Raw genomic sequence first — 12,120 nt, forward strand, 5'->3', positions numbered from 1 at the left:
ACGCCGATTAACGGCAGGCGCTGTACGGTGGCTGTACGAGCATCGGCACGGAAGGCGCAGCAATGACGGCGAAGGACCCCGCCCTGACGGCGCTGGCCCAGAACTGGCTGGCGTTGTCGGTCCTGCACGGTCGCATCGAGAGCCGCATCGAGAAGGCTCTGCAGGCCGGCCACAACCTCAGCGCTCGCGAGTATTGGCTGCTCGACGTCCTGGCACGTCAGCACGACGGGGTGGGCGGACACCTGCAGATGAAGCAGGTGGCCGACGCCGTCGTCCTGAGCCAGAGTGCAACGACCCGTCTGGTCACCCGCCTCGAGGACCGCGGCCTGCTCACCCGGTACCTCTGCCCCACCGACCGCCGCGGCATCTACACCGACGTCAGTGACGAAGGCCTGGCTCTGCTCGAGGCAGCGCGGCCGACCAACGACGCGGCCCTGCGTGAGGCCCTCGACGAAGCAGCACGCGAACCGGACCTCGTACCCCTCGTCGACGCCGTCCGCCGATCCGCGAACTGACGTCAATCCAGCTGTTCGACGACCGTCCGAGTCGTATCGGCGACAAGGGCGTTCATGGCCGGTGAGTCCTCCGCGCCCGACGTCGTAGCACTGAGGACGACGAGCAGGATCCTCTGACCTTCGGGTCCGAGCATGAGGCCCGCGTCGTTGGAGACACCGTAGCTACCGGTTCCGGTCTTGTCGGCCGACGTCCACTGCGGGGGAATGCCCGCGCGGAAGCGAGCCGTGGAGGTTTGGGTGCCCGCCATCCAGTCCAGCAACTGCTGTCGTGATGCCTGCGTCAATACGTCGCCGTCGAGCAGGGTCCGATAGCCGGCGGCCATCGAATTCGGAGTTGTGGTGTCCCGAGGGTCGTCCGGGATGGCCGTGTTCAACTCCGGCTCGATGCGATCGAGGCGGAATTCGGTGTCGCCGAGCGATCGCGCGAAGTCGGTGAGCGCCGCTGTGCCACCTGCTTCACGTATCAGCAGATTGCCGGATGTGTTGTCGCTCTTCGTCAACGCTGCGGAGGCGAGATCTGCGATGGTGACGACCGAGCCGGGTGCCCAATCGACGGCCGACTCGGGCACCTTGTCCTCTGCGGCGATTGTTCTGGTGTCGGTCAGCTGCAGCCTGCCTGCGTCGACGGCAGCGAGTACGGCACCGACGGCGTACACCTTGAACGTCGAGCAGAACGCGAAACGTTCGTCACCGCGATAACTCTGGATGGATCCGGACGTGAGATCGAGTGCGCTGACGCCGAGCCGAGCGCTGTCCCTCGCCTCGAGCTGAGAATATGGCTGTTCGGCCATGGCCTGATCGGTCGTGGTCCGAGATGCACTCGCTCCGGATTGCGGTGGCTCGGTAGTGGTCGTCGAGGAGCACGCGACGCCTGCCGTCAACGTTGCCGCCGCGATCACGGTGATCAGTCGGGTGGATGTCGAGGTACGCATGGGGTCATGCGATCACAGAACCGTCGGTACGTAGCTACTGGCCCCACGCCCTTTCATTCCGCTTTCGGCCCAGCAGCTGTTCGCGGGCTCGAGCGCCTGGTGGCGAAAGCCGACCACGCGGGTGCGTGGAACCTTCAGCTCCATTATCGTTACTTCTGGTACGTAACGGAGGCCTCAATCGACCTCGAACGAGCCGCCCGGACGACAACAATCAGGAGGCACTTCATGAACGCCACCACACGCGCGATACTGAGCCCGGTCGTCGGTGCCGTCGTCGCGCTGGCAATTATCTGGGGCGTCGGCGGAGACATCCCGCTCTGGCGAGCCGCATCGATGGTGCTGGTCGGTGCGGGCGTCGTCTTCGCACTGAATTTTGCGTGGGAATCCAATCCCTGGACCGAGAATCCCACAAGCGACGAGCACGAGCAGGTCACTGCCCGATAGAGGAACACTGCGGGAGGATCAATCGACTTTCGACAGCGCCTCCCGCACTGCAACCGCCTGAGTAAAGCTTGGATTTCCCACGCTCACGGCCGTGCGCTCACTGCGCGGTCCATGTCGGGTCGCGTTTCTGCAGGAATGCGGTGATTCCTTCGACGACGTCCTGCGTGGTGGTGAGTCGATCCAATTCCTGACGGTTCTGTGCCCACGAATCTTTCTCGTGCGCGATGGCACCGTCGGTGATACGTCGGGCCAGACGCTTGGATGCGCGCACCGCCAGCGGAGCGCCTTCCGCGCAGAGCCGAGCGAGTTCGAGTGCGGTGTCGAGGACCTCGGTCGGGGCCACAACTCTGTTGACCAATCCCCACCGTGCGGCTTCCTGCGCGGAAATCGGCTGTCCGGTCAAGATCATCTCCAGGGCAATGTGTTCCGGCACCGCGGACATCAGCCGAAAAGCGCCACCTGCACCGGCGATGAGACCACGCCGGATCTCGGGCAGGCCGAACACGGCCGTGTCCGACGCGACGACCATGTCCGAGACCAGAGCTATCTCGGTTCCTCCTCCCATCGCCGACCCGTTCACGGCCGCGATGACCGGGACCGAGATCGGGTGTTGGACAATGCCGGCGAACCCCCAGTGTTCGGTCTCGGGCGGGGTCACCGCGCCGGGTCCTCCGGTGCCGAGGGCCTTCAGATCGGCACCGCCACAGAAAGTCGCCGATCCCGCGCCGGTCAGGACGATGGCTCGGATGTCTCGATCTGCCTCGGCGGACTCCCACGCCTCCCCGAGCAACGTGTGCACGCGGGCATCGATGCTGTTGGCAGCTCGCGGTCGGTTGATGGTGACGACGAGTACGTGACCTTCCCGCCTGGTCAGGACGACAGGTTCGGCGCTAGCTGCTTCGGACACGAATGTTCCCCTCGATGGTGTCGACAGTGACTGTGGTCCCGATGATTTCGCGTGCCGGGTCGGTTCGATACAGAGACAGCGCACGGGCGCTGGCCGTGTCCCCGGGTGCCGTCTGTGCGGCGACGCGTCGCCCGCGCTCGTCTCTCGCGACGAGGAACGCCTGGTTCGGTTCCTGCTGCCGAGAATGCTCGACGGACACTGCCTCCACCACGAGAGTCCCGTCCTGTACAGGTGCACGAGGCGGTGAATCCGGCATCAGCACTGCGGGTTCGGGATTTCCGACGTAGCCCAGTGGGTGCTGGTCGCCACCGAGCAGCACCGAGTGGTGATACGTCATGTATCCACCGTTCGCGTGCACCAGTGCGCAGTTCTTGCCGCCGCGAATCTCGCGGACGGATGCGGTGATCGAATGCAGCGAATGGCTACTGAGGGGACCACCGAAGGACGAATGACCACCGGTCACACTGGGTACCAATGATTTCGGCGTTCCGAGGTGTCGGGTGGCGAGGGTCGGCACGATCGGGAAGCAGCTGTACACGTCGACCACGTCGAGTTGTTCGACTCCGATCTCTGCGGCGCGCAAGGCTCGGTCCATCGCATCCTCCATCGCTGGAGACCGGCCGAAATCGCTGCGGTCGAGAATGTCGACCGAATCCTCGGCACCCGCACCACCCCAGACGAACACGATGTCGCCCTCGGGAACACCGCGTTCTCGGGCTTCGGCCAAGCTGGTCACCACGATGCACGCTGCCTGGTCGACGAAGGGCATGGCGTTCATCGACAACGGATACGGCTCGCACACGATGCGGTTCTTCGGCGACGGCGTGCCGATGTCGGCAGCCGTCCGCACTCGCCCGTTCCACGAGTACGGGTTCTTCTGGGCGACAACGGAAAACTCCGCATACAGGTCGCTGCACTCGGCCAGTCGAGACTCCGGATCCAGTCCGGCCTCGAATCTGAAGCGGCTCTCGAACAAGGGATAGATCCGAACCGGAGTGATCAGTCCGGCGTCTTGCATTGCGGCACTTCCGAGTTGATCGAGGTCGAAGGTGGGCGGACCTCCCGGGTCCGCGCTCCATCCCCCATCCCGCACGGGCTCTCGCCCGGCCTTGACCAAGGCACCCATCGAGGCCTGCGTTTCACCGCCCGCGATCACCGCTACCGTCGACTCCCCGGACGCAATGCGCGAGGCTGCGCGATCGAGAAGGCGCGCGGGCCACTGGCCACCGATCGGCGCGTCGAACACATCTGTGGGGGTGGCACCGATTCTACGGGCCAGCGCAGCGGCGGGACTGGCGTAAGCCCAGCTGGCGATGTGGCAGAACGTGATGCTGTCCGCTCTGCGAATCCACGGCTCCGACGTCTGCGAATCTTGGAGTGCCTCGGTGGCAGCGCGAGTGATCAGTTCCATGGGTTCGACGCCCATGGGTTCTCCGCGGCCGCTTGTCTCGCCGATAGCCACGATCACCGGAACACGTCTCGGATCCACCGTCGATGCCTCGTGGCGTACTGAACTCATGACCGGGAACCTATTACAGACACGGATTGTCCGCAATGCTGGGTAGGTGCCACAATCCCTGGGTGACCGACAAAACCAGGAGCCGACGGGGCAGGCCGCGTGATCCTGATCTGGAGGACCGCGTCTACGACGCAGTGCTCGAGGTCTACTGGGAGAAAGGCTGGTCGGGTTTCACACTCGACGCCGTTGCCCGCCGCGCGTCCGTCGGCAGGGCGGCGCTTTATCGGCGCTGGGAATCGAAGGGGGCCTTGGTCGTCGACGCGCTGGACGCTCGAAGTCCGCTCGCGACACCGATCGACCTCGGCAACCTGCGGGCGGATCTCGTCGAATTGGCGGTGCAGCTTCTGCAGGGCTACCGAGGAACGGCCGGTCTCGTCAGCCTGCGCGTCGCCCTCGATGCGCGGGTGCACCCCGACCTACTCGGGCACATGATCGACACACTCAACCGAAGCCGACTGGTTGCGGCCCGGCTGATCGTGCACCGAGCCCAGAAACGGGGCGAATTACCCGAGTCGGCCGATACCACCAGGATTCTCGAACTGGTAACCGGAGCGGTTCTCAGCCACGTCATCTTCTCGCATCACACCGATGCCGATCGAGGAGACACCGAGGACCGCGTCTACGCAGAAAGTCTGGTCGATGCTGTGCTCGGTGGTGTGTAGCTCCGGTCGTGCGCGTTTTGCGCGCCTCCAGGTACGCAAAACGCGCACGAGGGAAGCTGCTCAGAACGCGTGGGCACCGACCAGAGCCGGCATCGGCACCACGAAGAGGTCTGCGGTGGCGATGCGTCGCACTGCGCGGTGCAGGGTGACCGACTGCAGTAACCCGTTGGCGTCCACCGTGTAGTCGACCTCGAGCACTCCCGCGGCGGTACCGATTCGGATGGTTCCCGGACGGCCGGACCCTGCGTTGGCAGTGACGACCCCACCGATGACCGTCGCCGCTGCGGCCACGGCCACCGCGGAGGTCAGTCCGATCGCCGGGTGCGGGGCCATCATCGAGAGCATGCGTACCGAGATGTCGTAGTCGGCGGAGGCAACGTGCTCACCCGTCGTCGTCACGTACTCCCGCGGCGGGCCGACGATCCCGACCTTCGGAATGGCATGCGAGACAGGTTCTTCGGGCTTGCTGAGCCCCATCCGCAGAGCGGCCTGTCGCCGTAGCGCGATGAGGGTGGGGACGTGAGCGGCGACGACGTCGTTCGTCTCCGACCCGGTCAGCCCGAAATCGGCGGCGTCGAACAATGCGGCGGGTGCGCCCGCTCGAACGAACGTTCCGCGGAACTCGTTGCCGCCGAATGCGACTCGATCGACCTCTGCGCCGGTGGGAAGCATCGTCACTCGATCCGAGGCCGGATCGGTGAAGGTCAACCCCACCGGGACGCCGAGTGCCGTGGTGCCGGGGACGGACGCGTCACCCTCGGCAGGAATGCGTCCGCCGGGGGTCGCGATCTCCGCCGCCAGAATCGCGCCGGTGTTCTCGTTGCGCATCCGGACCACGGTGACGTGGTCGTCCACGGCGACGAGACCGGTCTGCACGGCGTAGAGGCCGATCGCCGTCGCACAGTTTCCGCAGTTGCTGCCCCACTCCACGGTGCGGTTCTCGATGGCAACCTGAGCGAACAGGTAGTCGACGTCGATACCGGCTGCGCTGGAGCGTCGCACGATGGCGGCCTTGGAGGTGGTGGAGCTGCCGCCCCCGACCCCGTCGAGCTGACGCGGGTCACCCGAACCGAAGGCCGCGGTCAGGATGTTGTCGAGACCGCCGGCGTCGGCGATGTACGGGTCGATGTCGACCGCGTTGAACAGCCAGCACTTGCTGGTGCCTCCACGCATCCACGTTCCACGAAGAGTGAACATCTGGTGTGCCTTCCGATCAGGATCCGATGCTTCCACCCTGCGACAGAGGATGGTCAAGCACAATTACGAAATATGTTCAGTCCGTGCAGCAGCGCTTAACGTGCTCGCCTCGGTCAGAACAGCTCGGGCACGACCACCAGGATCAACCAGCACAGGGCCGGCGCGATGGCGACGACGATTCCTGCATTGAGCAGCAGCTGACGGTAGAAGCGCGGGCGCTCGATGTTCTGAGCGTTGGCCAGCACCAGCGCACCGTTGGTCGAGAAGGGCGAGACGTCGACGACGGTGGCCGAGATGGCCAGAGCAGCGACGACTCCGACGACCGGCAGTGCACCGGTTCCCAGCAGCGGCATGGCCAGCGGGATGACGGCGGCCAGAAGGGCGGTTGAGGACGCGAACGCCGAGGTGATGCCGATGACGTAGCACAGCACAATGGCCACGATGATCGGAGCGCCGATGGTGATCGCCATTTCGGCCAGGTGATCGATGGTGCCCACTTCTTGCAGGATCGAGATGTAGGTGACCATGCCGGCGACCAACAGAACCGTCGACCAACTGATGTCTGCGATCGCCTCGTTCTGCTTCTTCAAATCCGTGAACGCCAGGACCGCTCCGGCTCCGATGGCGATGAAGCTGATCGGCAAGTGCAGTACGAGAACGAGTACCAGGAGTGCGCCGATGAGGAAGAGCGTGAGCTTCTGGACGAACGTGACCGGGGCCGGGGCGTCGACCAGGGTGGTAGTGGTCGGACGAGTGAGCACCTGGGTGCTGCCGCCTGCCGAGCTGCCGCCGCCGGTACCGCCGCCGGTGGGGACGGACGTCTTGACCGGCGTTCCGCCGACGGGGCCACTGCCGGGAGCGGGGTCGGTGGACCCCGTTGCGGTGTACTCGAAGCCCTTCATGCGGGCCAGGGCCGCGTAGCCGACAACCGTCAGCACCGAGAGCAGCAGGTTGATGCCGTAGCTGGCGAAGAACAGCGTCCACGGGTTCAGGGCGAGGCCGTTGTTCTCGACGATGTCGCGAACCAGGACACCGGAGACGGAGATCGGGGAGAACGCGCCTGCATGGGCACCGTTGATGACCATGATGCCCATGACCAGCGGGCTCATGCCGGTTCGAGCTGCGAATGCCATGGCTGCAGGCACGATGAGCGCCACCGCGGCGGGGCTGAAGGTACCGAGTGCAGTCAGGACCGAGGCGACGAAGAAGAACACCCACGGAACCACCGTCACTCGACCGTGCACCGCTCGGATGCAGCTGTTGACCAGAAGATCGATGGTGCCGTTGCGTTTGGCCATGCCGAAGAAGTAGGTGACTCCGACGATGGTCAACACGATCGAGCTGGGGAACTCGTTCAGAATTTCCTTGTCGTCGAATCCCAGCGCGAAGTATCCGACCACGAAGGCACCGATGAAGCCGAGGATGCCGATGTTGATCGGAAAGAAGGTTGCGATCACGAACATCGCAACCAATGCGATGAGCGGGAGGATCTCGATGGAGGTCATGGGCGTCTTTCAGGTGGCTGGTAGGTGCTCGGTTACATCCGCACTCGAACGTTGTCCCAGTCACATTATTGACGTCCGCCTTTTAGGACAATATCGTTTTGCTACCTGGCCGTTTAGCTCAGCTGAAAGATATCCGTATGAACCACACCTTCGACGTCGTGACGTTGTTTCTTCTTCTCGACATCGCCGAGGCCGGATCGCTGACGGCCGGTGCCGAGCGGGCGAACATGACCCCCTCCGCGGCGTCGCAGCGCATCAGCAAACTCGAACACGGCATCAAACAACCGGTGTTGACCCGCCTGCCACGCGGCGTACAACTCACCGAAGCCGGCGAAATCCTCACCAGCCGCGCCCGCTTGTTCAGACGGGAGATGCGCGCCGCGAGCGGCGACCTCGAAGCGATCCGAGGGCTCGAACGCGGTTCGGTCCGCCTCGGCTCGTTTCCCACGGTCAGCGCGTCGCTGCTCTCCGACGCGTTGAAGGACTACCACTCGCGGTGGCCCGGCGTCGACGTCCGCGTGCGATCGGCGGTCCGCCCACAGTTGCTCGACATGCTGCATTCGAGCGAAATCGACCTGGCGCTGCTGTGGAGCTACGCCTGGACGGAAGAGGCCGAACGATCGCTGTCCCTCGAGCCGCTGATGGAAGACCCGACCGTGCTGCTGCTGCCGATCGACGACGATCGGGTGCAGCACGATGTATCGCTGCACGATCTTCGTGACGCGCGATGGATCATCCGCAGCAACGACCACCCGGCTGCCGAAGTTCTCTATCGCAGTTGTCGCGTAGCAGGATTCGAGCCCGACGTCGTCTACGAGGCACACGACTACCAGGAGATCGAGGCCATGGTGGCTGCCGGTGTCGGAATCGCAATGGTGCCCGGGTTGTCGGTGATTCACCATCGACCCGACGTCACCACCATCGACTTCCCCGACACGGATCGGGTGCCGACGCGCGTCATTTACATCGCGTCACTCGCCAGGCGTCAGTACACCCCGGCGATGTATGCCATCTCGACCGCGCTGCGCGGTGCCGCCGAGCGCATCGCGGCGGCGACTACAACAGTTCCCTGATCGCGTTCTCGAAGCCGGTGACGTGTTCGAGGGTCAGTTCGGCAGCGGTATCGGCGTCGCCGTCGATGATCGCCTGAAGCAACACGACGTGCTCACGGACATGGCCGGCCACGTTCGGCAGTCGGTCGAGAAACAGGCACCAGATGCGCGTGGCGTGCGCGTCGAGGCTGACCAGAATGTCTTCGAGGTGAGGATTGCCCGACGCCCGATAGATCTCTCGATGCACCGCAACATCTTTGCGCAGCACCTCGCGTGAATCGTCGGTGTCGTCGATGCTCGCGATGGAGGCCGCGAGCTCGGCCAGCCGGTCTCGAGCCGCCCGTGTCGCGGTCCGCGCCGCACGAGCCGAGGCCGCCGGCTCGAGCTGCTTGCGGATCTCCGAGATGTTGGCCAGGTCGGTCATGTCGACGGCGGTCGCGAAGGTTCCGCGTCGGGGATACGCGACGACGAGGCGCTCACGTTCGAGTCGTTTCAGACCCTCACGAATCGGTGTGCGCCCCAGCCCCAATTGCTCGGCCAGGCGGTCGTCGTTGATCGGTTCACCGGGACGAATTTCAAGCATGATCAGCTGCTCACGCACTATTTCGTAGGCTCGATCGGCATTGGTTCCGACAAACTGCGTTGCATCCATCACCGGCTGAATTTCGATCGTCATCTTGTCTGCTCACTCCCGGTCGACGCCCCGCCCTTGACGGCTCTGCTTTGTGATCTTACTCTATTGGCATCTTGATATATCAGTTCCAGATCATTGATCTTCCAGAAGGGCGGCCATCTTGACGCAGGACTTCGCACCGACGGCGACGGCACCGCACCCGAGAGGCGTGACGAACCGAGTACTCGCCGATCTCGACCCCGAGGTGCACCGCGCGATCAGTGCCGAGCTCGGCCGCCAGCAGAACACCTTGGAAATGATCGCGAGCGAGAACTTCGCACCATTGGCCGTCATGCAGGCGCAGGGTTCGGTACTGACGAACAAGTACGCCGAGGGCTACCCCGGCCGGCGCTACTACGGCGGATGCGAGAACGTCGACGTCATCGAGCAACTCGCGATCGACCGGCTCAACGCCCTGTTCGGGTCGTCGTTCGCCAACGTGCAGCCGCACTCGGGTGCGCAGGCGAATGCCGCTGCCATGGCGGCACTGCTGCAGCCGGGCGATTCGATTCTCGGTCTCGCACTCGCCCACGGCGGACACCTCACGCACGGCATGAAGCTGAACTTCTCGGGCAAGTTGTACGACGTCTCGGCCTACCACGTCGGCGAGCACGACCACCGCGTCGACATGGAAGAGGTGGAGCGCCTCGCCCACGAGCACCGTCCCAAGCTGATCATGGCCGGTTGGTCCGCCTACCCGCGCCACCTCGACTTCGCCGAATTCCGCCGCATCGCAGACGAAGTCGGTGCCTACCTGATGGTGGACATGGCGCACTTCGCCGGCCTGGTCGCCGCCGGACTGCACCCGTCACCGGTACCGCACGCGCACGTGGTCACCTCGACGACGCACAAGACGCTCGGCGGACCGCGCGGCGGCGTCATCATCACCAACGACGCCGCGCTGGCGAAGAAGTTCAACTCCTCGGTCTTTCCCGGTCAGCAGGGCGGGCCCCTCGAACACGTCATCGCCGGCAAGGCCGTCGCCTTCAAACTTGCTGCCGAAGAGGACTTTCGGGAACGGCAGCAGCGCACCCTCGAAGGCGCGAAGATCCTGGCCGATCGACTGTTGACCGACGACGCAGCAGCCGCAGGCATCGACGTGGTCTCGGGCGGCACCGACGTCCACCTCGTTCTCGTGGACCTGCGCAAGTCCGAACTGGACGGCAAGCAGGCCGAGGACCGACTCCATCACGTCGGAATCACCGTGAACCGCAACGCAGTTCCGTTCGATCCACGGCCGCCCATGGTGAGCTCCGGAGTCCGCATCGGCACCCCGGCCCTCGCGACCCGCGGCCTGGACGCCACGGCGTTCGCCGAGGTCTCCGACGTCATCGCCCACGCGTTGCGTCCCGACACCGACGACCGCGGACTCGATGCACTGCGAATCCGGGTCGAAGCCGTCGCCGCGCAGTTCCCCCTCTACTCCGACCTGACGGAAGGCTACCGATGACCGCCCCCGCAACCCCTCCGGGCGCACATCTGCCCGACCATCCGGACTTCCTGTGGCGCAACCCCGAGCCGAAGAAGTCCTACGACGTCGTGATCATCGGCGGCGGCGGACACGGCCTGGCCACCGCGCACTACCTCGCCAAGAACCACGGCATCACCAATGTTGCTGTGCTGGAGAAGGGGTGGCTCGCCGGCGGAAACATGGCGCGCAACACCACCCTCATCCGGTCCAATTACCTGTGGGACGAGAGCGCGCGCATCTACGAGCACTCGCTGAAGCTGTGGGAAGGGCTCGCCGACGACCTCGACTACCCCATCCTGTTCAGCCAGCGCGGCGTCCTCAACCTCGCGCACAGCCTGCAGGACGTGCGCGACAGCGTGCGACGCGTCGAGGCCAACCGACTCAACGGCATCGACGCTCAGTGGGTCGACCCCGACGAGGTCAAGAAGCTGTGCCCGATCGTCAACATCTCCAGCGACATTCGCTACCCGGTGCTCGGTGCGACGTACCAGCCACGCGCCGGCATCGCCAAGCACGACTACGTCGCCTGGGGATTTGCCCGACGCGCCGACGCGGCCGGTATCGACATCATCCAGAACTGTGAGGTCACCGGCTTCACCACCGACGGCAACCGCGTCACCGGGGTGAAGACCACGCGTGGCGACATCGCCACCGGCCAGGTCGCGCTGTGCGCGGCCGGGCACACCTCGACGCTGACGGACATGCTCGGCATCAAGACTCCGCTGCAGAGCCATCCGCTGCAGGCCCTCGTCTCGGAGTTGCTCGAGCCCGTGCATCCCACGGTCGTCATGTCGAATGCCGTGCACGTGTACGTCTCTCAGGCCCACAAGGGCGAACTGGTGATGGGTGCAGGCGTCGACTCCTACAACGGCTACGGCCAGCGCGGTGCGTTCCACATCATCGAACGGCAGATGGCAGCTGCAGTCGAGTTGTTCCCCGTCCTCGCTCGCGCGCACCTGCTGCGCACCTGGGCCGGCATCGTGGACGTCTGCCCCGACGCCTCCCCCATCGTCGGACGCACCCCGTTCGACAACGTGTTCCTCAATTGTGGCTGGGGTACAGGCGGATTCAAGGCCACCCCCGGTGCCGGTTGGTGCCTGGCCGACACCATCGCCAACGACGAGGTGCACGAGTACATCGCACCGTTCAGTCTGGACCGATTCGTCACCGGCGCGCTGGTGGACGAGCACGGTGCCGCAGGCGTGGCGCACTAGTTTCTCCGCCCCGACACACGCAGCACCCG

Annotated in this window: 12 protein-coding genes; 6 read left to right on the forward strand and 6 right to left on the reverse strand. The window is 64.9% G+C overall.

Translation table 11 applies throughout. The annotated features are described in order from the left end of the window. Positions 1-62: 62 nt before the first annotated feature. Positions 63-515, forward strand: coding sequence for a MarR family winged helix-turn-helix transcriptional regulator (locus VF34_RS12500; protein ID WP_032373551.1), 453 nt, complete (start codon positions 63-65; stop codon positions 513-515). Positions 516-517: 2 nt separating this feature from the next. On the opposite strand, the gene bla is transcribed toward VF34_RS12500, so the two are convergent. Continuing rightward, on the reverse strand, positions 518-1,447 hold the full coding sequence (gene bla / locus VF34_RS12505; protein WP_032373552.1) for a class A beta-lactamase: 930 nt from the start codon (positions 1,445-1,447) through the stop codon (positions 518-520). Between the two features lie 225 nt (positions 1,448-1,672). Here bla and VF34_RS12510 point away from each other — a divergent pair, with 225 nt between their 5' ends. Continuing rightward, the gene (locus VF34_RS12510; RefSeq protein ID WP_032373553.1) at positions 1,673-1,891 is read left to right on the forward strand and encodes a hypothetical protein; all 219 of its coding nucleotides are present in this window, start codon (positions 1,673-1,675) and stop codon (positions 1,889-1,891) included. Positions 1,892-1,988: 97 nt separating this feature from the next. Here the strand turns inward: VF34_RS12510 and VF34_RS12515 are convergent, their stop codons facing one another. Both VF34_RS12515 and VF34_RS12520 read right to left on the reverse strand, forming a co-directional pair. Next, positions 1,989-2,798 carry an enoyl-CoA hydratase/isomerase family protein gene (locus tag VF34_RS12515; protein ID WP_032373554.1) on the reverse strand — a complete coding sequence of 270 codons (810 nt, stop codon included), beginning with the start codon at positions 2,796-2,798 and terminating at the stop codon, positions 1,989-1,991. Beyond that, positions 2,782-4,317 (reverse strand): hypothetical protein, encoded by a 1,536-nt coding sequence (locus tag VF34_RS12520; protein WP_045841501.1) that lies wholly within the window; start codon positions 4,315-4,317, stop codon positions 2,782-2,784. The genes VF34_RS12515 and VF34_RS12520 overlap by 17 nt, the downstream gene beginning before the upstream one ends. 62 nt (positions 4,318-4,379) lie before the next feature. Here VF34_RS12520 and VF34_RS12525 point away from each other — a divergent pair, with 62 nt between their 5' ends. Continuing rightward, positions 4,380-4,979 carry a TetR/AcrR family transcriptional regulator gene (locus tag VF34_RS12525; RefSeq protein WP_032373556.1) on the forward strand — a complete coding sequence of 200 codons (600 nt, stop codon included), beginning with the start codon at positions 4,380-4,382 and terminating at the stop codon, positions 4,977-4,979. A gap of 60 nt (positions 4,980-5,039) precedes the next feature. On the opposite strand, the gene VF34_RS12530 is transcribed toward VF34_RS12525, so the two are convergent. Further along, positions 5,040-6,176, reverse strand: coding sequence for a PrpF domain-containing protein (locus tag VF34_RS12530; RefSeq protein WP_032373649.1), 1,137 nt, complete (start codon positions 6,174-6,176; stop codon positions 5,040-5,042). A gap of 113 nt (positions 6,177-6,289) precedes the next feature. Then, positions 6,290-7,681 carry an SLC13 family permease gene (locus VF34_RS12535; protein WP_032373557.1) on the reverse strand — a complete coding sequence of 464 codons (1,392 nt, stop codon included), beginning with the start codon at positions 7,679-7,681 and terminating at the stop codon, positions 6,290-6,292. 137 nt (positions 7,682-7,818) lie between these two features. Between VF34_RS12535 and VF34_RS12540 the strand changes: the two genes are divergently transcribed. Then, the gene (locus VF34_RS12540; RefSeq protein WP_032367892.1) at positions 7,819-8,754 is read left to right on the forward strand and encodes a LysR family transcriptional regulator; all 936 of its coding nucleotides are present in this window, start codon (positions 7,819-7,821) and stop codon (positions 8,752-8,754) included. On the opposite strand, the gene VF34_RS12545 is transcribed toward VF34_RS12540, so the two are convergent. Next, positions 8,738-9,409 carry a GntR family transcriptional regulator gene (locus VF34_RS12545; RefSeq protein ID WP_027494729.1) on the reverse strand — a complete coding sequence of 224 codons (672 nt, stop codon included), beginning with the start codon at positions 9,407-9,409 and terminating at the stop codon, positions 8,738-8,740. The genes VF34_RS12540 and VF34_RS12545 overlap by 17 nt on opposite strands. Positions 9,410-9,575: 166 nt before the next feature. Here VF34_RS12545 and glyA point away from each other — a divergent pair, with 166 nt between their 5' ends. Further along, complete coding sequence (gene glyA, locus VF34_RS12550) at positions 9,576-10,856, forward strand: serine hydroxymethyltransferase (RefSeq protein WP_032373558.1); 1,281 nt, start codon at positions 9,576-9,578, stop codon at positions 10,854-10,856. Then, positions 10,853-12,091 (forward strand): sarcosine oxidase subunit beta family protein, encoded by a 1,239-nt coding sequence (locus VF34_RS12555; RefSeq protein ID WP_032373559.1) that lies wholly within the window; start codon positions 10,853-10,855, stop codon positions 12,089-12,091. The genes glyA and VF34_RS12555 overlap by 4 nt, the downstream gene beginning before the upstream one ends. Positions 12,092-12,120 lie beyond the last annotated feature (29 nt).

It is taken from the genome of Rhodococcus sp. PML026, from assembly GCF_000963615.1.
GTDB lineage: Bacteria > Actinomycetota > Actinomycetes > Mycobacteriales > Mycobacteriaceae > Rhodococcoides > Rhodococcoides fascians.

Excerpts from the sequence above, each read along its gene's own strand:
- VF34_RS12535 (WP_032373557.1), bottom strand. The coding sequence starts at position 7,681 with ATGACCTCCATCGAGATCCTCCCGCTCATCGCATTGGTTGCGATGTTC.
- VF34_RS12555 (WP_032373559.1), top strand. The coding sequence starts at position 10,853 with ATGACCGCCCCCGCAACCCCTCCGGGCGCACATCTGCCCGACCATCCG.
- VF34_RS12545 (WP_027494729.1), bottom strand. The coding sequence starts at position 9,409 with ATGACGATCGAAATTCAGCCGGTGATGGATGCAACGCAGTTTGTCGGA.
- VF34_RS12530 (WP_032373649.1), bottom strand. The coding sequence starts at position 6,176 with ATGTTCACTCTTCGTGGAACGTGGATGCGTGGAGGCACCAGCAAGTGC.
- bla (WP_032373552.1), bottom strand. The coding sequence starts at position 1,447 with ATGCGTACCTCGACATCCACCCGACTGATCACCGTGATCGCGGCGGCA.
- VF34_RS12540 (WP_032367892.1), top strand. The coding sequence starts at position 7,819 with ATGAACCACACCTTCGACGTCGTGACGTTGTTTCTTCTTCTCGACATC.
- VF34_RS12510 (WP_032373553.1), top strand. The coding sequence starts at position 1,673 with ATGAACGCCACCACACGCGCGATACTGAGCCCGGTCGTCGGTGCCGTC.
- VF34_RS12500 (WP_032373551.1), top strand. The coding sequence starts at position 63 with ATGACGGCGAAGGACCCCGCCCTGACGGCGCTGGCCCAGAACTGGCTG.
- VF34_RS12520 (WP_045841501.1), bottom strand. The coding sequence starts at position 4,317 with ATGAGTTCAGTACGCCACGAGGCATCGACGGTGGATCCGAGACGTGTT.